Source organism: Mucilaginibacter pallidiroseus (assembly GCF_007846085.1).
GTDB lineage: Bacteria > Bacteroidota > Bacteroidia > Sphingobacteriales > Sphingobacteriaceae > Mucilaginibacter > Mucilaginibacter pallidiroseus.
In genome coordinates this window covers 187,631-207,389 of record NZ_VOEJ01000002.1, presented here as the reverse complement: position 1 = coordinate 207,389, position 19,759 = coordinate 187,631, and the positions used below count along the sequence as shown (strand labels likewise).

Annotated in this window: 21 protein-coding genes; 11 read left to right on the top strand and 10 right to left on the bottom strand. The window is 43.4% G+C overall.

The annotated features are described in order from the left end of the window. Positions 1–70: 70 nt before the first annotated feature. Positions 71–1,135, top strand: coding sequence for a branched-chain amino acid aminotransferase (locus tag FPZ43_RS05370; RefSeq protein WP_146380832.1), 1,065 nt, complete (start codon positions 71–73; stop codon positions 1,133–1,135). Between the two features lie 65 nt (positions 1,136–1,200). Here FPZ43_RS05370 and FPZ43_RS05365 read toward each other — a convergent pair whose 3' ends face one another. From FPZ43_RS05365 to FPZ43_RS05350, 4 genes are all read right to left on the bottom strand, one after another. Further along, complete coding sequence (locus FPZ43_RS05365) at positions 1,201–1,770, bottom strand: pentapeptide repeat-containing protein (RefSeq protein WP_146380831.1); 570 nt, start codon at positions 1,768–1,770, stop codon at positions 1,201–1,203. A 282-nt stretch (positions 1,771–2,052) separates the two neighbouring features. Further along, positions 2,053–2,967 carry a hypothetical protein gene (locus tag FPZ43_RS05360; protein WP_146380830.1) on the bottom strand — a complete coding sequence of 305 codons (915 nt, stop codon included), beginning with the start codon at positions 2,965–2,967 and terminating at the stop codon, positions 2,053–2,055. Then, entirely contained in the window at positions 2,964–3,521 is a 558-nt protein-coding gene (locus FPZ43_RS05355; protein ID WP_391563960.1) for a DUF6932 family protein, read from the bottom strand. Before FPZ43_RS05355 ends, FPZ43_RS05360 begins: the two co-directional genes overlap by 4 nt. Positions 3,522–3,625: 104 nt before the next feature. Beyond that, positions 3,626–4,018 carry a DoxX family membrane protein gene (locus tag FPZ43_RS05350; RefSeq protein ID WP_146380828.1) on the bottom strand — a complete coding sequence of 131 codons (393 nt, stop codon included), beginning with the start codon at positions 4,016–4,018 and terminating at the stop codon, positions 3,626–3,628. Between the two features lie 143 nt (positions 4,019–4,161). On the opposite strand from FPZ43_RS05350, the gene FPZ43_RS05345 reads away from it, so the two are divergent. The 5 genes from FPZ43_RS05345 to FPZ43_RS05325 all read left to right on the top strand — a co-directional run bounded on the left by FPZ43_RS05345 (position 4,162) and on the right by FPZ43_RS05325 (position 8,553). Next, entirely contained in the window at positions 4,162–5,112 is a 951-nt protein-coding gene (locus FPZ43_RS05345) for a TIGR01212 family radical SAM protein (protein WP_261380990.1), read from the top strand. A gap of 48 nt (positions 5,113–5,160) precedes the next feature. Further along, positions 5,161–6,066 (top strand): glycosyltransferase family 2 protein, encoded by a 906-nt coding sequence (locus FPZ43_RS05340; RefSeq protein ID WP_146380827.1) that lies wholly within the window; start codon positions 5,161–5,163, stop codon positions 6,064–6,066. Between the two features lie 256 nt (positions 6,067–6,322). Then, the gene (locus FPZ43_RS05335) at positions 6,323–6,565 is read left to right on the top strand and encodes a hypothetical protein (protein WP_146380826.1); all 243 of its coding nucleotides are present in this window, start codon (positions 6,323–6,325) and stop codon (positions 6,563–6,565) included. Positions 6,566–6,630: 65 nt separating this feature from the next. Then, the gene (locus tag FPZ43_RS05330) at positions 6,631–7,725 is read left to right on the top strand and encodes an AI-2E family transporter (protein ID WP_146380825.1); all 1,095 of its coding nucleotides are present in this window, start codon (positions 6,631–6,633) and stop codon (positions 7,723–7,725) included. A gap of 72 nt (positions 7,726–7,797) precedes the next feature. Continuing rightward, positions 7,798–8,553 (top strand): hypothetical protein, encoded by a 756-nt coding sequence (locus FPZ43_RS05325; protein WP_146380824.1) that lies wholly within the window; start codon positions 7,798–7,800, stop codon positions 8,551–8,553. A 17-nt stretch (positions 8,554–8,570) separates the two neighbouring features. Here the strand turns inward: FPZ43_RS05325 and FPZ43_RS05320 are convergent, their stop codons facing one another. After that, a complete protein-coding gene (locus tag FPZ43_RS05320) occupies positions 8,571–9,797 on the bottom strand; it encodes a CotH kinase family protein (protein ID WP_186461768.1) in 1,227 nt (408 codons plus the stop codon). A 61-nt stretch (positions 9,798–9,858) separates the two neighbouring features. Here FPZ43_RS05320 and FPZ43_RS19230 point away from each other — a divergent pair, with 61 nt between their 5' ends. After that, positions 9,859–10,131 carry a hypothetical protein gene (locus FPZ43_RS19230; RefSeq protein ID WP_186461767.1) on the top strand — a complete coding sequence of 91 codons (273 nt, stop codon included), beginning with the start codon at positions 9,859–9,861 and terminating at the stop codon, positions 10,129–10,131. Between the two features lie 89 nt (positions 10,132–10,220). Here FPZ43_RS19230 and recO read toward each other — a convergent pair whose 3' ends face one another. Beyond that, positions 10,221–10,946: a DNA repair protein RecO gene (gene recO / locus FPZ43_RS05315; RefSeq protein WP_146380822.1), complete on the bottom strand. Its 726-nt coding sequence runs from the start codon at positions 10,944–10,946 to the stop codon at positions 10,221–10,223. Positions 10,947–10,948: 2 nt separating this feature from the next. Continuing rightward, on the bottom strand, positions 10,949–11,305 hold the full coding sequence (locus tag FPZ43_RS05310; RefSeq protein ID WP_146380821.1) for a diacylglycerol kinase family protein: 357 nt from the start codon (positions 11,303–11,305) through the stop codon (positions 10,949–10,951). 70 nt (positions 11,306–11,375) lie between these two features. Between FPZ43_RS05310 and FPZ43_RS05305 the strand changes: the two genes are divergently transcribed. Continuing rightward, positions 11,376–12,152 carry an SDR family oxidoreductase gene (locus tag FPZ43_RS05305; protein ID WP_146380820.1) on the top strand — a complete coding sequence of 259 codons (777 nt, stop codon included), beginning with the start codon at positions 11,376–11,378 and terminating at the stop codon, positions 12,150–12,152. Here FPZ43_RS05305 and FPZ43_RS05300 read toward each other — a convergent pair. From FPZ43_RS05300 to FPZ43_RS05290, 3 genes are all read right to left on the bottom strand, one after another. Continuing rightward, complete coding sequence (locus tag FPZ43_RS05300; RefSeq protein WP_146380819.1) at positions 12,142–12,333, bottom strand: hypothetical protein; 192 nt, start codon at positions 12,331–12,333, stop codon at positions 12,142–12,144. The two genes, FPZ43_RS05305 and FPZ43_RS05300, sit on opposite strands and share 11 nt — an antisense overlap. An 18-nt stretch (positions 12,334–12,351) precedes the next feature. After that, positions 12,352–13,419: a YbjQ family protein gene (locus FPZ43_RS05295; RefSeq protein WP_146380818.1), complete on the bottom strand. Its 1,068-nt coding sequence runs from the start codon at positions 13,417–13,419 to the stop codon at positions 12,352–12,354. Positions 13,420–13,504: 85 nt separating this feature from the next. Next, on the bottom strand, positions 13,505–15,145 hold the full coding sequence (locus FPZ43_RS05290; RefSeq protein WP_146380817.1) for a M28 family metallopeptidase: 1,641 nt from the start codon (positions 15,143–15,145) through the stop codon (positions 13,505–13,507). 226 nt (positions 15,146–15,371) lie between these two features. Between FPZ43_RS05290 and ileS the strand changes: the two genes are divergently transcribed. The 3 genes from ileS to FPZ43_RS05275 are packed head-to-tail and all read left to right on the top strand — an operon-like array spanning position 15,372 to position 19,739. Then, complete coding sequence (gene ileS, locus FPZ43_RS05285; protein ID WP_146380816.1) at positions 15,372–18,755, top strand: isoleucine--tRNA ligase; 3,384 nt, start codon at positions 15,372–15,374, stop codon at positions 18,753–18,755. Then, positions 18,756–19,133 (top strand): TraR/DksA family transcriptional regulator, encoded by a 378-nt coding sequence (locus tag FPZ43_RS05280; RefSeq protein WP_146380815.1) that lies wholly within the window; start codon positions 18,756–18,758, stop codon positions 19,131–19,133. Beyond that, positions 19,134–19,739 carry a lipoprotein signal peptidase gene (locus FPZ43_RS05275; RefSeq protein WP_146380814.1) on the top strand — a complete coding sequence of 202 codons (606 nt, stop codon included), beginning with the start codon at positions 19,134–19,136 and terminating at the stop codon, positions 19,737–19,739. Positions 19,740–19,759 lie beyond the last annotated feature (20 nt).

Here is a 19,759-nt window from a genome sequence, read left to right as displayed (position 1 = left end):
CTAAGTCGAAAAAATAAATAATAAATCAAAAATTCATACCTTGCCGTTTTCTGATATAATATCTAATACAATGACCGATACACTGGACATCAAAATAACCAAAGCCGCTCATTCGCGCTTAGCCGAAACCGACTTTGACAACCTGCCTTTTGGTAAGGTTTTTTCTGACCACATGTTTGTTGCCGACTATGCCAACGGCGAATGGAAAAACTTTGAGATTTTGCCTTATGGGCCTATTGAAATGAGCCCGGCGATTTCTGCCCTGCACTACGGACAGGCGTTTTTTGAAGGTATTAAAGCCTACAAACATGCCGATGGTACAGTGTCTATCTTCCGCCCTGATAAAAATGCGGTACGTTTTAACAAATCAGCCGAGCGCCTTTGCATGCCAACCCTGCCAGAGGATATTTTTGTACAAACCATTGCACAACTGGTTGACCTTGACCGCGACTGGATCCCGGCAAAGGCTAACCATGCCTTATATATCCGTCCGTTTATGTTTGCTACCGATCCCTTTTTAGGTGTAACGCCATCGGCAACTTATAAATATATGGTGATAGTTGGCCCTGTTGGACCATACTTTTCAAAACCATTGCGTGTTAAGATCGAAACGCACTACACCCGCGCTGCCGAAGGTGGTATGGGTTATGCGAAAGCTGCCGGTAACTACGGTTCATCAATGCTGCCTGCCCGTAAAGCGGCCGAAGAAGGTTTTGACCAGCTGCTTTGGACAGATGCCAAAGAGCACGCTTACATCGAAGAAATGGGTGCCGCTAACGCGATGTTCCTGTTAGACGGCAAGCTGATAACCGCCGAAACCAAAGACACCATACTTGATGGGGTAACCCGTGATACGGTAATTGCTTTGGCTAAAGATTGGGGTATCCCGGTTGAAGAACGCCGCGTATCAGTTGCCGAGTTGATTGAGGGTGCCAAAAACGGCAAACTTACCGATGCCTTTGGTGCCGGTACGGCTGCTACAATTGCTTCTGTAGCCTCAATAAGCTACAATGGTGAAGAATACTTTTTGAGCGACCCTAAAACCCGCGAGTTTTCGAACAAGTTGTTTGCTACGCTTGATGATATCAAGTATGGCCGCAGCGAAGACACGCACAACTGGAACTATACAGTTTAATAGCTGCCATAAAATAGCAAAGCCCTGCATGATGTGCGGGGCTTTTTTTTTGCGTTGGTTGGGCTTTAACCCTGTACCTTGATATCGTATTTGCCAAGCAGCCCGGGCAACCCATGCACGCTGAACATTGCCTTTTTAATTTGGTTATCGTCCGGGTCGATGGTGTAGTTGTATGATGTGCGCAGGTCGGCACCTTTCAGTATGGTGTTGCTGAAAAACGCCCGGTGAAGGTTGCAGTTGTTAAATTTAGCTTCTGTTAGGTCGGCAGCGGTAAAATCTGTTTCCACCATGGTGCAATCGTTAAACCAGGCCTTTTTATTTTTCTTTTGGTAAAAAACGGCATTGTCGAGATTGCATCCCTCAAAGTGCACCTCGAACAAAAAATCGCGCGCTTTGCCAAAGTTTACCCCGCTTAGCTTACAGCCTTTAAACCGAATGTTCTGCAAGCCTGTATTACTCACTCCAGCCAGCGCCAGGTTGCAATCAATAAATGTGCAGTCAATAAAAATCAAACCGTCAAGATAAGCCCCGCCAAAATCACAAGCTTCAAAAATGCAGTTCTCATAGCTTAGGTTGCTACCTTTTATATCCTCAAAAGTAGCCCTGCTAAAGGTTTTATCCTCGATGGTTTGCATGGTGGTAAAGATAATAACGTAAGGATTTAGCTGAGAACTTAATTTATGTTTTGCGAGGATCGGAGCTACTTGGCAATTTCCTCGCGTTTATTAACGGGCTGTGCTTTATGAACGTCAGTCCGCTCATTGCCGCGGAGGCTACTTCTTTTCTCTTGAAAGAAAAGAAGCAAAAGTTCAAGACGAAAAAATCCTTCTGCCCACATGTCCCGAGCGTTGGCCCCGGTTTTTCGTCAGGGCCGACGCCCTTTAATATTAGTCAAGCCATGACGAGAATATCTAAGATTACATTTCAGAAATTCCTAACAGTTCGTATTCTTCGTTTTCGTTTCCCGTCTTAAATTTCGTTGTAAATTTTCTTAAATGTAGTTTACAATCGTTGTTTAGAAATCTTTGGTCAAATTCGATAAGTTCTGCTTCGCTTAAATCATCACTTATAGATCCAGATATGTGTTTGCCATTTGAATCTTGTATTTCAAATTTCCAAGAGTCTAATAAAAAACCTCGCAAAATACCCTCAATCTGAATTTCCTCTTCACTATCAATTGCTTCGGCTACCCTAAAGTAAGCAGCAGTCACGCTTTCTTTAGAAATCTCGGCATGTAATTCCCCTGATTCCATTTCGAGAAAGGACTGCTCATTTGACACTTCCTTTAAAAATTTTTTAAGATTTGATAAATTCCTTTTGGGCGTTTTAGAAAGGACTTTTTCAAATTTCTCATCGCTCTCTGAAGTGTCTTTAATTAACTGTATAACCTCTTTCATGGCGTATGCCACGTCAATTTCAGCGAATAAATCTTGACTGTCGAGTTTTCGTAGTTCAATGCCAAATGATCCGACAGGCAAGCTTGATAAAAAGAGTTCTGTGTAAGGGCTACTTTTGGCTTGCCCTCTTCTTGCGACATTTCCAAATCTAACAAGTGCTGATTGGGTTTTAACTATCTCTTGAAACGGTAATAAAATTTTGCTAACAAAAGACGATTTTATCCCCACAGATCCCCTTACAGCGTTTCCACTAAACAGTAGGGTAATGGAAGGTTCAATGATATCTGCTGATATCTCAGAAAGCTTGTTTTTAAGAAGTGTCAAACGCTCTGTCAAACTTATTGACATAAGTGGATGGTCCTTGACCAATTCAAGCATTTTTTCTGTATCAATAATCTGTGACTTGATACTATTTCTTTCCCTAAATAAACTCATATGCCAAGTCCATTTAAAAAGTCTAACGCCAATTCATTTTCTGAAGAGGTGTTTAAGGGCAGTTGAACTATTCCTTTCCAGACGCCTTTTCTATTATGACTAAATAATTGAAGCCAATATCTTGTAGCCTCAACAGTCACAATTGGATGGTATGTAAAGTCTACAGGATAATGGTCTAACAAGAAATTTGTTTTAGATTGAATTGAACTGGAAAATTCTGGAAAGCTTGTAGTTATGTTGTGTAAAATATGAGTGTCCAAAAAACCATGGAATGTAACTATGTCTAAATCATTTGGATCTCGGTTTTCTAAAACCTCAATATTTTCCAAAAAACTACCATCTATCCATTGAAAGCCATTTACAATTCCTATGGAGTCCATTTTTTTCCTAAACGAAATTAGCCCCCGAAGTATTTTTATTCTCTTTTGAGAAGTCGCAAATCTATGACATAAGTCGAGTATTGAGCATCGATATGGAGACAAATCTACTTCACTAGTTGGATCTCCTAAATGTGGAGGTAGTACATGATTGTGGTTGAAATCTGGTAAGGACATCAAATTGCGATAAGGGTTATAGCTAAAAGTACAAATTTTAGAACAAAAAATATAAACCTATCTAAAAGTGTAACAGCTTAAATTTGTGTACACTACAAAAATCTTCATACAACCGCCTTCACCGTAAACACTCCCGCATAATACTTCCTGTAACCCCAGCCCAAAAGCAAGTTGGGCAACAGTAACAAAACGCCCATTTGCCATGCTTCCGGTGCCAGTAGGGTATGAAACAGGAAAACGTTTAAGCTTATCGGGAACAATACCACGGCTGCAAGTGGTGCAAAGCGGTTGCTTAACAGCGCCAGGCCGCCAAGTATCTGTATGGTTTTTTGCATGGGGTAAAAGTATCCGGCGGCCATTAGTCCGGCCTTAAAAGCTCCTGCGGCGCCAGGATGTAGCGGCGGTTGATAGGGGATGAATTTAAAAAAGTAGTCGAGCCCAAATATGAGGTATAAAAGGCCAAGTATAATGCGGGATGCCAGTACAGTTGCTTTCATGTTATGGCTATATAATTTTGCTTCGCTCAAAGCTTGTCAATTCGGCTGGCATCTGCAAGGTTTGTCACATCACGCTAATAACAAATAACCACTCCCCAATAACTAATAGCCCATCCCCAAAAATCCCTATCTTTGCGGTTATCATGATGTTAACTAATCAGGCGGGGGTACAGTGGGAAAAGGGTTACAATAACTACGGCCCCTGGCTTAAGCAAAAATATAAAGGCCACAGGGTTTTTAAGGTGATTGTAGATGGTGGCTTTACATGCCCCAACCGCGATGGCTCAAAGGGCTATGGCGGGTGTACGTATTGTAATGTAGATTCGTTTACACCCAGTGTGAGCCGGAACGCGCCTACCGTTCGCCAGCAGGTAATTGAGGGGATGGAGCGTGCCCGCAAGGGTAACAAGGCCGATAAGTTTATTATTTACTTTCAGCCCAACACCAACACCTACGCCCCGGCACATTATCTTAAAATGCTTTATGATGAGGCGTTAAGCTATGGCACCGAAGATATAGTTGGCCTTAGCGTAGGCACCAGGCCCGATTGTATAGATGCCGAAAAGGTTGCCCTGCTTGAAAGCTATACCGACCGTTTTGATGTTGACCTTGAAATGGGTATGGAGAGCATTTATAACGATAGCCTTGCCCAGATAAACCGCGGCTGCACGCACGATGAATTGGTTAAAGCCCTTGCATTGGTGGAGAACAGCAAGCTTGATATTTGCGTACACACCATATTTGGCCTGCCCGGCGAAAGCAGGGATATGATGCTGGCCTATGCCGAGGAAATAAACCGTTTTAACCAGATAAAATTTGTAAAATTCCACCACCTGCACATTGTGGAAGGTAGCGTAATGGGCGTAAGGTATAAACGGGAGCCGTTTAAACTTTTCAGTCTGGATGAGTATGCCAACTTCTTGTGTGACCTATTACCTTTGGTGAGGCCGGACATTGTGATACAGCGTTTATTTGGCCTTAGCGATCGCGAATTACTGATTGCACCAAACTGGGGCCTCAAAAAAAGCGAGATACAGTATTTTATAGATCAGCGCATATTGCAGCGCGGCGTAGTGCAGGGCAGCGCATTGTAATATTGCCTGCCCGATCAAAAGCTCAATTAATTTCATCACACATCAGTATTGAATTCTCCGGCACCCATAGCACTCTTCCTGTATAACCGGCCCGATCATGCCCGGGAAACTATTGCCTATCTGCAAAAGAACGAACTGGCGCAGGAGTCACCTTTGTTTATTTTTTGTGACGCCGCCAAAACCGCTGTTGATTACCAAGCAGTAGCCGGGGTAAAAGAACTAGCCAAAACTGTAACGGGCTTTAAATCGGTGGAAATTATTGAACGCGAAAGCAATCTTGGACTTGCCAACTCAATAATTAGTGGAGTTAGCAAACTGATTAGTGAGTACGGGCGGGTAATTGTTTTTGAAGACGACCTGGTATCGTCGCCGTATGCCCTTAAGTTTTTTAACGATGCTCTTGATAATTATGCCGATCAGGAAAAAGTGATGCATATTGGTGCATATATGTTTGATCTGGATGATAAATCCCTGCCCGAAACATTTTTTTCGAGGGTGGCATTTAGCTGGGGTTGGGCAACATGGGCACGCGCATGGCAGCACCTCGAAACAGATGTCGACAGGTTGATGGCGCAATTTGATGCCCAAAAGATTCACGAGTTCTCGGCAGAGGGCAGCATGAATTTTTGGAAACAGATGCAGGATTTTAAGGCGCGTAAAAATAATTCATGGGCCATAAGGTGGTACGCGTCTGTTTTCTTAAAAGGTGGCCTTACGCTAAATCCAAGCCAATCCTTGATCCATAACATCGGGCACGATGGCAGCGGCACGCACTCCAATATCGAAAATACCTACCAGGTACAGTTGGCAGTGAAGCCCGTAACCTACTTTCCGAGCCAGATAATAGAAAGCCGGGAAGCTTTTCAATCAATTAAACGTTTTTTCAAAAATCGCAAGGGCAGTTTGCTTGCCAGGGGTGTGCGCTATCTGAAACAAACCTGGCTAAAGCGCTAATAATAGTTGTTTTCAACATAACGCCCTCATTGTTAGTAAAAAATAGGTCGTATAAAGTCTGCCAATTCGGTACATATAATATATTTGATTTAATTGTTATCTATCTAATACAAACCTCTCGTTCTTTATGATAAATAATGAGGTCAGTAAAAATTCTGAAAAAGAGGAAACCGTCGTTTTCTCTTTTTTTGTTTAGCAAACATTGGCATGCTTTTTAGGTTATAAGGGTAATATATATCACTAAAAAACTAAACCAATGATTGACGAAAAAGACACCTCGCCAGCAGATAAAGACGGGAAATATGAATTTCAACTGCATTATTCAGGTCGTGAAGTTCCTTGCCTGGTAGAGAAAAATCAAAACAGGATCTCGGTACAAATTGAAGACAAGATTTTTGCCGATCTGGAATTGTTATCAGACGGAACAATCAAACAAACCGGCGGTTCGGAATTGCCAGACTCGGCCATTGAATATATCAAGAAACGCATATTAGGATAGCACTTAGCTATCGCTACTAAAAGCATGGTAACATTTACCATGCTTTTTTATTTAACCCAACGCTTATGAATACAATTTACCTGAACAATACGCTAAAAGTACTTGCCCTTTTTATCCTCACATTTGTAATCCTGTTTTTTGGAAAAGCAGTACTGGTGCCGCTTACATTTGGTGTAGTGCTGGCCATGTTGCTATTACCTGTTTGCCGCTGGCTGCAACGACGTGGGCTTAACAACGGCCTGGCTTCGGCATTAAGCATAGTAGCGTTGGTGCTTTTAATAGCAGGTGTTGTGGCCCTGCTGCAGTACCAGATAGCCGGGCTGGCCGAAGATCTTTCAAAGATTGAAGAGCGTGTAGGTGAGCTTGTAGCAGGGTTGAAAGATTATGTGAAGCAGCATTTTGGCATATCGCACCGTGAGCAGCAAAAGATGATAAAAGAGCAGCAATCCGGCGGGATGGAAAAGGCTGCAGGTATGGTTACCACCCTGGCCAGCTCATTGGCCGGTATAGCCGTTGATGCCATATTAGTATTGGTTTATACCTTCCTGTTCATTTACTTCCGCTCGCATTTTAAAAAATTTGTATTGCGCCTGGTAGACAGGGAAAACACCGGCAAGGCCCAAGTTGTACTTAGCGAAGCAGGAAAAGTAACTCAAAGCTACCTGGGTGGCCTGGCCATGATGATAGTAATGTTATGGATTTTGTACGGCATTGGTTTTAGCATAGCAGGTGTAAAAAACGCCATTTTTTTTGCCATACTTTGCGGCGTGCTGGAGCTGGTTCCTTTTGCCGGCAATATTACAGGCACATCAATAACTGTGTTGATGGCGCTGGCCCAAACGGGCAATACCAACGTGGTTGTAGGTGTGATAATAACCTATGGCTGTGTCCAGCTTTTCCAAACCTACGTGCTCGAGCCACTTATTGTAGGCGATAAACTGAATATTAACCCGCTATTTACCATTCTTATAATTGTTGTTGGCGAAGCCGTATGGGGCATACCGGGTATGATACTGGCGGTGCCTTTGCTGGGCATCTTTAAAATAATTTGCGACCATTGTGAGCCGCTTAAAGACTATGGATTTTTAATTGGCCCACCCAAAGAAAAGAAAGGCGAAGAGGGTAATTTTTTTACACGGCTTTTCAAAAAAAATAAGTAACCTTTTAACAGTTGCAAAGCGTATAAATAAGCGGGAAATATTTATACGATCACCTATATACGCCTAAAGAATATGCAACGCACATTAAAATTTGCCATCGGGACAATCTTGTTATTGTTCACTGTCATAACTAATAAGGCGTTTTCACAATCAAATATTAAGCTTGGCGATGTAAGCCGTTTCGAGTTTGAGATACGGGGCAATGGCAAACAAGGCACGGTAAAAAAGTACGAGGCTATAAATGAACATTCCGACTGGAACTGTTACCAGGTAGCGCTTGAAACTATTGATGCAAAAGGTACCAAAGTTACTGATAACACGCGTCGGCTGGTAAAAGCTATACCTCCGTTTATTGTAAACCGTTTGGTGAAACTATCTGCCAAAAAGGACTCGGGTATTGATGCATCACTTTTTAGGATACAACAGCCCGACATGGCTAAGGGTTTAAATGCCGTGAGCGTAAAAATAGCTCCCGACGATAAGTTGCAGATGCTTAAGCTTTTCAAAGTTGACAGCCTGTTTAACAAGGCGCTGGTAAAGAATGTTGCAGGCAGTAGTAGCGATAGCAAAGCAAGCCACTTGCTTACAATCATAACAAAAGATCAAAAAACATACACTATTGAGGCGGGGCCTGCATCTACCCCTTATGCACTGCCATGGCAAATTGGAAACACAAAAGTGTACGACCCATACCTGAGCAGTATTTTTGAATTTGCCTGCGGCAACGAACAGTACGACCGCCAGCAGCGCGAAATACTTTGCACTAAAATAGCTGCCAGCATTTACAATGACGTTATTGTTCCGCAAAAGCAAACCGCCGGTTTATAACAGCATTGCTTTGCCGACTAAAACGAAGCCATGTTATTGTTAAGCCAGCCAACCCGTTGCGTTATAAAGTCTTTCATGTAAGCAACCTCAAGGTCGTAACTGCCCAGCACAACTGCATTTGGCCAAACATACTTGGTAAGTATCGGCCATCTTGTAAAGTTTTTTTGTTGAGATAGTTTCAGGTAAGCGGCTGTTTGGTCGATATCGGTAAATATTTGTTTTACTTCACGGTCCTTTATCTGTGCCCAACGGTTACGCACCTTCGTAATAAAGCCCGGGTCCTGGGCAAGGCGCATCATCCAGGTAGCATCCCTTATATACCATATCCCTGTAGGATTTTTAGCGGGTGAATAATCAACATTGCCTGCACTCAAATCAAAATCCCAAACAGGCCCCATGCCTATTTTGCCATTACGGTCTTTGTAATAAAACATACTGCTGTAATCGCGGCCATCCTGGTTTTGAACAACCTCTTCGGTAAAGTACCAGTTGATAAAGGAATCCACGTCAAAATATTTTGCATAGCCAGTATTAGGGTCGCCAAAGGTAGGGGAGAACAAAGCGTTTTCGGCGTTTTGCACATACGTTTGGATATAGTTTAACTGCGCAGGCGTAATATCTTCCGGCGATTTAATAGTGAAGGGAAGATTTTTGGCGGTTTTAAACCAGTATTTCTCATCAAGGCGGGTATCAAGCTCCAATAAATATCCGCCCGTAATATCATCAGCAGATGTGTTTTGCGGCTTAAGTTCGGCAATGTTAACACCATTTTCATGCACCTCCACCTGGGCGGTAAGCAGGTAGTTGCCAATATGGTCGCCGTTTAAAACAACCTCCACAAACTTACAATCGGCAGCATAGCTCGATCCTAACCGCCGAGCCAGTTTAAGCGCAATGTAATTTCGCATTAAGGTTTTATCATCATAATTTGCCAGCAACACCCAGTTTTTTGCAGCCGGCATACCTAACACACTTGCTTTAGCATCAAGCTTAAGCCTGTATGGTTTTTTGGGGAACAGTGCCCAGGTTGAGTTGCCGCGCCCTTTAATTTGTGTGGAAAGGCTTGCCTTGTCGGTACTTAAACCCGTGTTTGCATCAACGGTAACATTGCCTTTTACGTAATTGTCTTTAGAGGTGACAGGGGCCGTAGTGTTAATGTATAATATCGGCAGGCCGGTAAATACCTTTACTATTAATACATATTTCTTAATGTCCCCGCTGCTTGCCGTTACTTCGCACTTCACCCCTTTGGAGTAATCTATAACAGTACTACCGTTAATCTGTAGGGTATCATTAAGCCTAACAATGCGGCCGGTGGTTGTAGGTGTGTATGTTATGACAAGTTTCTTTTTGGCATCTGCCGCAGGTAAAACAGCCGTTATGGTATCATTTGTACCAATAGTTGCATCAATATCTTCAGTTAAGGCTTTGTTGTATTTGGCTTCAATTTTTACTGCGGCTATAGTGGCCGGGCTGGCAGGCGTTTCCGGCTTATCAACAGGCGGCGTTTTTATGATAGTTTCCTTTTTACAACTATATATAAATAGTGCAGCCAGGACGGCAATTATAAGTAAGTAACGTTTAAAGATATTAGGAGTGCAAAAAAAGCACGCGAAGATAACTATTAATTAACGTACTTAATATTAAAATTACAGTAAATTAACAAGTTAGCTCAAGACCTCTTCCAAAACTTCATGCGATTTAATGTTGCCGAAACTTTCGATATGCAGGGCGTAGTACTCCAGCAGTTTGTTGATAAGGTATCGTCGCTCGTCGTTGCTTAAACGGATATCTGCGATATGCCCGAAGCCGCTTTGCAGTAAGTTGTAAAAATTTCGGGTATGCGGAGGCGAAAGATAATTCAGTGTTTCGGGGCGATAGCGGCTAAATACGCCATCTTTCATATCAAAATAATCAGCTGTTTGAGCGTTATTACCGTGGGGGTAAAAGCCTAAATAGCGTGTTAGCTGTATCAGGAATATCAGGTGGAAGTTTGCTAACCCGGTGGTGGTGTTATCCAGCAATTCGATAGCGTTAAACACAAAATCAAACGTGCGCTCATCTGCCGTTTGCTGTTTAATTGATTTGTAAAGTACCTCATTCAGAAACATGGCGAGGCAGCTTTTTATAATGTCGTAGGGGATGGTTTGCAATAGCGGCAGATTCTTAAGCTCGGCTATGCGCTGTATACTGCCCGATGTTTTGTGATAAACAACCATATCAACCAATGCCAGGGGCTGCAACATATTGCGCCCTATTTTGGCCTTGGGCTTTTTTGCCCCGTTAACCATGTACGATTGCAGTCCAAATTTTTCGGTAAATATCTGTACCACTACACTACTTTCGCTGTAATCGGTGGTTTTAAAAACTATGCCCCTTGTTTTATGTAGCATAATTAAAACAGCGATATAAATTTGGGGACGAAAATGACAAGTCCTGTCACCAGCGAAAATATAGCCGTGAGCAGTACGGCTGCTGCACAAACATCTTTAACGCGCCCGGCAAGTTCGTTGTATCCCGGCGAAACCAGATCAACCAAGGCTTCAATACCGGTATTTATCAGTTCGGTTAACAAAACCAGCATAATGCATAAGGCTATCCACTGCCAATCATTATTGCTGACATGTAAAGCCAAGCCCAGCCCAATTGCTAAAACTGCTGCAACGCAATGGATCCTGAAATTTTGCTGGGTAGCCAGGGCATACCGCAACCCTTTAATAGCAAAGCCAAAACTTCGAACGAGTTTATTCATTAAATGCAAACTTAATTAATAACAAATAACTTATCATGAACAAGCTACCAACTTGCATTGTTGTACTTGCATGTATTTAAAACTTAGCGGTAAAGTTGCCATTGTATTTGCTGCCAGTAAAGGCCTTGGCAGGGCCATTGCAACAACCCTTGCTACCGAAGGTGTAAAAGTAATTATTGGCTCACGCAACCAGGAAGCGTTAAGCAACACAGCGCTCGAGATAAGCCGTGCCACAGGTAACAACGTTACGGCAATTGATGTTGACGTGAGCGATGCCGCGCAGCTACAGGCCTTTATTGAAAAAGCAGCGGCTGTTTACGGCAGGATTGACATACTGGTTAACAATGCAGGCGGCCCGCCGTTTGACAAGTTCGAGAATTTTGACGACGAGCAATGGCAAAAAGCCTTTGACCTTAACCTGCTTAGCGTTGCGCGCACCAGCAGGCAGGTATTGCCATACATGCAACAAGCTGGTGCAGGGCGAATCATTAATATTATAAGCGGGTCTGTAAAGGCTGTGCTGGCCGGGTCGGTGCTATCAACCGCAATGCGGATGGGCGTTGTTGGTATGGCAAAGCTGATGGCCGATGAGTTTGGCCCTTACAACATCACGGTAAATAACGTTGCACCCGGCATGATCCTTACCGACCGTATAAAACACACCCTACCCCAAGGTGTCGACCCGCAAGAAGCAATAAAGGAAAAAGCTAAGAACATACCATTGGGGCGCATTGGCGAACCCGAAGAATTAGCTGCATTAGTCGCCTTCCTGGCATCGGCACAGGCATCGTACATTACGGGTACAACTATACAGGTTGATGGCGGTGCAAACCGGGCTATTTTTTAAAATACTTATTATAGATAAGCATCCCCGCACTTAATATCCCTGCCACAAATAATCCAAACGATGCACCCTGAATTAAATCCCTGTACTTTGAGTAGTATAGCTCGGGTATTGCCATTGTTCCGGAGTAAAGAATAATGGCAATAAGCAGCATATAAACCGTGCGCTTAAATTGTTTAGACATAACCATAAGGAAACAAATTTACAACAGACTGCTCAAAGCCTGAATTTTATTTTCAAGCATTGGTAAAACTGCAGTTACCGAAACCTCGCCCGGTTTAAAGCCGTATTCATCTTTATTGCAGTTGCTACAGTATTGTTGATCCAGTGGGTTTGATGTATTGCAGCTGCATATCCAAACCTCCTTTTCGTTTGATGACAGGAATCCTTTTTTAGTACCTCTTGTAGTTTGTATTGGCAAGGCGCTGGCCAACTGTTCTTTGATATTTTTAAGTTCGTTAATATCGTTAGTAACGTAAGTCTTTTTATCGCCGGTAAGAAGGTTTAAAGCTATAAGTCGTCTGTCCCTGTCGCCAGCCAATAATAGATTGATGTAAGCGTAATCTAACAAATCGTTTGCTTTAATAAGCTCAGTAATTTTGTCTATAGCTTTTTTATCTGTCTCCTTTAACAATGCATCATATACAATAGGAACTGCCAAATTTGCATCAAGTGTGGCAAAGTAATCTTGATACAAGGCAACTATGCTTTTGTATTGAGCATCATCAAAGTTCGCCGGGTCCAGCCGTTTATATTTATTTATAAGCAAGTGTCGAAATTCCGGGGACTTAGTCTCTACGATAAATTCAAGATCCTTTAATGTCAGCTTAAAGCCTTCTTTAGCAGATTCATTTATCAATACTAGCAGTCTTGCTTTTTCCTTGATAGATTCTTTATCTACCTCCTTGAAGTTTTCTTGTAAACGGGTATCGCCACTTTTTACTGCAATTACAGCAGTACCCCATGCGGTAACCATAAACATCTGCATGTTTTTTCCACTAATTTCATCCACATCCACTTTCATGCCCAACACGCAATTTGCGCCGATCTCTTTAGCTTTCACAATTAGAGTTTGCATTGCCTGCTCGTTGAGCAAGTGCAGGTTTCTTTCGTAAAGGGTTGATCGACCTCCAAAAAAATCAGAAAAAGAAGCTCCGAAATCTTTAAAAAAGTTTGCCCCAACCACAAGGTTCGAGAATATGGGTTTTATGTAGCTAACAATATCGTAGCCTTGAAGTGTTTCGGTGGTGGTAACCAAAATTTTTTTCATGATAAGGTTTTGTTAAATATAATAACCCGATCACAAATTACAAAAAGCCGAAGCAAAACGTTTCGGCCTTTTGATGTTTAAAATTTTACTTCATCGATTTTTCCCTTATCGCTTTAAATTCGGAACCTGGTTTCCAGCCGGGGAAGGTGGTTTCATTGCTTAATTTTAGCCCGATGCGGTAAAGTATATCAGCTGCCTGTGCCATACCGTTTGTATTCATTTCGGGATAGTAATTATCGGCAGGCTGATGGTATTTAGTGTCGCCATATTCATTGCCTCTCTTTTCGCCAAGCTCTTTGCCGCCATTAACGGCGTCATTGCCTGTATGCATATCTAAGGCGGGCACACCAACCTTAGCAAAGTTAAAATGATCTGACCGGTAATAACCGCCCGAGCCGGGGTTGCCATCGCCCTCAACCGTCCAGCCATGTGCTTTGGCATCGGCCTCCACATAATCATCCAGGTCGTTTTGGCCTTTTCCTGTAATACTCAGGTTGCGGGTTTCGCCAAAGTCCGACAGGGCATCAAGATTTAAATTGGCAACCGTTTTATTGAGCGGATAAACAGGATGCGTTCCATAATATTCAGACCCTAATAATCCCTGTTCTTCTGCCGTTACCATCAGGAAAACTATGGAACGCTGAGGCTTTTCTTTTTGGCTTACAAATTTTTTGGCAACCGCTAAAACGGCGGCTACACCACTGGCATTATCAATAGCGCCGTTGTAAATGCTGTCGCCTTTGGCGTCGGGCTTGCCGGTGCCCAGGTGGTCCCAATGGGCGCTGTACAAAATATACTCGTTTCGCCGGGTGCTGCCTTTAAGCGTTGCGATAACGTTATGCGATTTTGCATATTTCAACTTATTTGTAATAGCTACCGATGCAGTGCTGTTAAGCGCCACAGCCTTAAAGTCCTTTTTGCGAGCATAGTCGCGCATGTCTTCCGTGATGCCTGCTGCGGCCAATAACTTTTTGGCGGCATCTTCGGTTATCCAGCCTTCAACCTTGCAGCGGTTCATGTGCTTATCGGCCTGTTGCAAATGCAGTTTTGCGCCCATAAAACTGGTTTGTATAACCTGCCAGCCATAGCTTGCGGGCTCAGTTTGGTGTATGATGATCACACCTGCCGCGCCTTGCCTGGCAGCCTCCTCATATTTGTATGTCCAGCGGCCATAGTAACTCATGGTATCGCCTTTAAATAGTTTTTCCTTGGCTTTAAAGCCAGGGTCGTTAACTAAAACCAATACCGTTTTGCCTTTAACATCCAGTCCTTTATAATCGTTCCAGCCATACTCTGGTGCTACCACGCCAAAGCCTGCAAATACCAGCGGCGAGTTTTTTAAGTTCAGCGTATCAACCTCGCGGCGGGTAGCGGCAACAAAGTCAACTCCGGGCTTTAGGTCTGCCGTTTCCTTTCCGCTTATATGCATATCAGCGGGTGTGCTGGTTATCTCAACCAAAGGCACTTCCTGGTAATAGCTGCCGTTGTTGCCAGGCTCGAGCCCCAGTTTTTTAAACTCATTTAATATATAATTGATGGTCTTGGTTTCGCCCGGGCCGAATGGTTTGCGGCCAAGCATGCTGTCGTTAGCCAGCACTGCTATATGCTGTTTAATATCGGCAGCCATTGCAGTATCAGTAGTGCTTTCTGCTGCTTTTTTATCGTTACCTGCGCATCCTGCAATCAAGGCGGTAATGGCAAGTATAGGGGCGTATTTAAACTTCATAAGTTCGACGTATTTATCCAAATATATAAATTTTGCATTATCACAAATCCTGCGTCGAAGTCGTCAATTTAAAGCTTTGTTTAATTGGGCTTGGTATAGAAGAGGCAATGGGCAGGCAAACAGCATCATTATAGCACAACAGGGGTGTCATAATTACCCTACTGCTACCTTTTTAAGATAAAATTACCTATTTTTGCAACCTTTAAAATTCGACGCGAACATATTGATGTACAAGGAATATAAACAGTTAAACCTGTCGCAAACAGGCAAAGAAATTCTTGATTTCTGGCAACAGAACAACATATTTGAGAAGAGCATCAGCAGCAGGCCGGCCAGTAATCCATATACTTTTTACGAGGGCCCGCCAAGTGCCAATGGTATGCCGGGTATACACCACGTAATGGCCCGCTCTATTAAGGATATTTTTTGCCGTTACAAAACCCTTAAGGGTTACCAGGTTAAGCGCAAAGGCGGTTGGGATACCCACGGCCTTCCTATTGAGCTTGCTGTTGAAAAAGCCCTTGGCATCACTAAAGACGATATTGGTAAAAAGATCACTGTAAAAGAGTATAACGATGCCTGCCGCAAGGAGGTAATGCGTTATACCGACGTGTGGAACGACCTTACCGAAAAGATGGGTTACTGGGTTGACCTTGAAAACCCATACGTGACCTACGAAAACGAATACATCGAAACCCTTTGGTGGATACTGAAGGAACTGTATAAAAAGGACTTTTTATACAAGGGTTACACTGTACAGCCATATTCGCCAAAATCGGGTACGGGCCTGAGCTCGCATGAGCTTAACCAGCCCGGCACTTACAAAATGGTAAAGGATACTACCATTACCGCTCAGTTTAAGGTTAAAAAGGATGGCGATTCGGCTTTCCTGTTTGATGGCGTTGATACCGACGTTTATATCCTGGCGTGGACAACCACACCATGGACATTGCCATCAAACTGCGCACTGGCCGTTGGCGAGGATATTACCTACGTAAAAATTGCCACGTTCAACCCATACACATACGCGCCTGTTTGCGTGGTGTTGGCTAAAGAGCTTGTTGGTAAATACTTTAAAGCCGATGGCGAGAACGCATCTTTTGAAGACTACAAAGGCGGCGATAAAATCATCCCATGGCAAATAAAAGGCGAGTGCAAAGGTACCGACCTTGTTGGCATACACTATGAGCAATTGATGCCTTATGTAACCAATGCGGAGTTGGAGCAAAATGCTTTCCGTGTTATCCCGGCTGATTTTGTTACCACCGGTGACGGTACAGGAATAGTACACACTGCATCTGTTTTTGGTGCGGATGACTTTAGGGCATGTAAGGAAAACAACGTGCCATCTGTAATGGTAAAGGATGAATTTGGCAAAGAAGTACCGCTGGTTGACAAGCAGGGTCGCTTTGTTGAAGAGGTTAGTGATTTTGCAGGCCGTTATGTTAAAGAAGAGTATTACAATAACGATGAACGCGCCGCTGCCGACTTTAAGCCTACGGATGTTTTGATATCGATAAAACTTAAGGAAGAGAACAAGGCCTTCAACGTACAAAAATACGAGCACAGCTACCCGCACTCGTGGCGCAGCGATGAGCCTATACTTTACTACCCGCTCGATAGCTGGTTTATCCGCACCACCGCGGTAAAAGAGAAACTGGTTGAGCTTAACAAAACCATCAACTGGAAGCCGGAGAGCACTGGTACAGGCCGTTTTGGTAACTGGCTGGAAAACCTTGTTGACTGGAACCTTTCGCGCTCACGTTACTGGGGTACCCCGCTGCCTATCTGGCGCGAGGAAAATGGCACCGAAGAAAAATGCATCGGCTCGATAGCTGAACTGAATGCTGAAATTGAAAAAGCAATTGCTGCAGGTTTTATGCCCGAAGGGTTTAAGCTGGAAGATATGCACCGCCCTTATGTTGATGATGTGATCTTATGCTCATCAGCAGGCAATAAAATGATCCGCGAGACAGACCTTATTGACGTTTGGTTTGACAGCGGTGCCATGCCTTATGCACAATGGCACTTCCCCTTCGAAAACAAGGAGCAGTTTGCAACGGCTTACCCGGCAGATTTTATTGCTGAAGGTGTTGACCAAACCCGCGGTTGGTTCTTTACCCTGCATGCAATAGCGGTAATGCTTAGCGAAGCCAGCGACGAAATTAAAGCCGTTAACGAAAAAGTAGGCAACAAAGGTATCGCCTTTAAAAACGTAATCTCCAACGGTTTGGTGCTCGATAAAAACGGCAACAAAATGTCTAAACGTTTGGGCAATGGTGTCGATCCTTTTGAAACTATTGAGCAGTTTGGTGCCGATGCGGCCCGTTGGTACATGATCAGCAATGCTGCACCATGGGATAACCTTAAATTCAATGTCGACGGTATAGACGAGGTGCGCCGTAAATTCTTCGGAACGCTTTATAACACCTACTCGTTCTTTGTGCTTTATGCCAACATTGATAAGTTTAAATATGAAGAGGCGGAAATAGCTATCGATCAACGCCCAGAGCTTGACCGTTGGATCATTTCCCTGCTAAATACGTTAAGCAAAGAGGTTGATGGTTACTACGCCGATTTTGAGCCTACTAAAGCTGCCCGTGCGGTACAGGAATTTGTTGACGAGCATTTTAGCAATTGGTACATCCGTTTGAGCCGTCGCCGTTTCTGGAAATCTGACAACTCTGATGATAAACTATCGGCATACCAAACACTTTACACCTGTTTAATAACCATCAGCAAATTGATGTCGCCGATTGCGCCATTTTTTGCTGAGCGTCTGTATACGGATCTTAACAGCGTTACCGGTAAGGAGGCGTTTGAATCGGTACACCTGGCATACTACCCCGAGTATCATAACGATGTGGTTGATAAAGCGCTTGAGGAGCGTATGCAAATGGCGCAGGATATATCTTCATTGGTATTATCCCTACGTAAAAAGATCGAGATCCCGGTACGCCGCCCGCTAAGCAAGATTTTGTTGCCTATCCTTGATAATAACTTTAAAGAACAGGTTGAGAAGGTAAAAGAACTTATCCTGTCCGAAACCAACATTAAGGATATCGAGTACATTACCGATACTGCGGGCTTCATCAAAAAGAAGATCAAACCAAACTTTAAGGCTCTTGGTGCTAAAGTGGGTAAGGATATGAAGGATGTTGCTGCCGCTATAAATGCCTTTACGCAGGATGATATAACCGAACTGGAAACAAACGGCAGCATACAGGTACTTGATAACAAATACTCGATACTACCTAGCGATGTTGAAATTATAGCCGAAGATGTACCGGGCTGGCAGGTTGCAAATTTGGGAAAACTAACTGTTGCTTTAGATGTTACGATAACCGAAGAATTGAAGCAGGAAGGTATTGCACGTGAGTTTATTAACCGCGTACAAAACCTGCGCAAGGCAAAAGGATTTGACGTAACAGATAAAATTGTGGTGGAGACCAGCTGCGATGCCGGAATTTGGCAGGCTGTTGAATCAAACATAATTTACATCAGCGCCGAAGTTTTGGCCGAGCGCCTTACTCAGAATGAAGCCATTACACAGGGCGACGAAACTGAGATAGACGGAAACAAAATTTTGATTGCTATAAGTAAAAATTAAATGGAAAACGAAAAGACAAGATATTCTGACGCAGAATTAAAAGAATTTAAAGAGCTTTTGTTAGATAAACTTCGTAGCTCAAAAGAGGAGTTAAACTCATTGGCAAGCTCGTTAAGCAACCCCAATGCAAACGGTACCGACGATACTGCCGGCACTTATAAAACGCTTGAGGATGGGTCTGCTACTTTAGAGAAAGAGCAAATAAACCAGCTTGCTGCGCGCCAAAAGAAATTTATTGAGCAGTTGGAAGCGGCTTTGGTACGTATCGAGAACAAAACATACGGCATTTGCAAAGTAACAGGCAAACTGATACCAAAAGAGCGCCTGCGTGCCGTGCCTCACACTACCATGACCATGGAAGCTAAATTGAAGCAATAGATGAAGGCTGCCTACACTAAACCTTTTTTTATTGCTGCTCTTATTATTCTACTTGACCAGGCAATTAAAATATGGGTACGTACCCACATGCAATTGCAAGAGGAGATACCTTTGCTTGGCAACCGTGGCATGCTGCACTATACCGAAAATAATGGTATGGCCTTCGGGATGGAGCTTGGCGGCGAACTGGGCAAACTTGCCTTAACCCTTTTTCGCATTGTTGCTGTTTGCGGTATTGGTTACGGTTTGGTACACCTTATTAAGCACAAATATCATCGCGGCTTAATTATGATGGTAGCCCTGATATTTGCCGGAGCCGTTGGTAATATTATTGATTCTGCTTTTTACGGTATTATTTACAACTATGCACCGCTGTTTCACGGGCGCGTAGTTGATATGTTTTACTTCCCATTGTTGACAGGTCACTTCCCTAAATGGCTCCCTGTATGGGGGGGCGAAGAGTATATATTCTTCCGCCCGGTGTTTAACCTGGCCGATGCTGCTATTTCCGTTGGCGTATTCATGATCCTGATAAATCAGAAGCGTTACTTTAAACAGGAAGAACCTGAAATAAGCAACCCCAACAGCGAAATGGTTGAGGAATAATTTGCTGTAAACCCAGATAC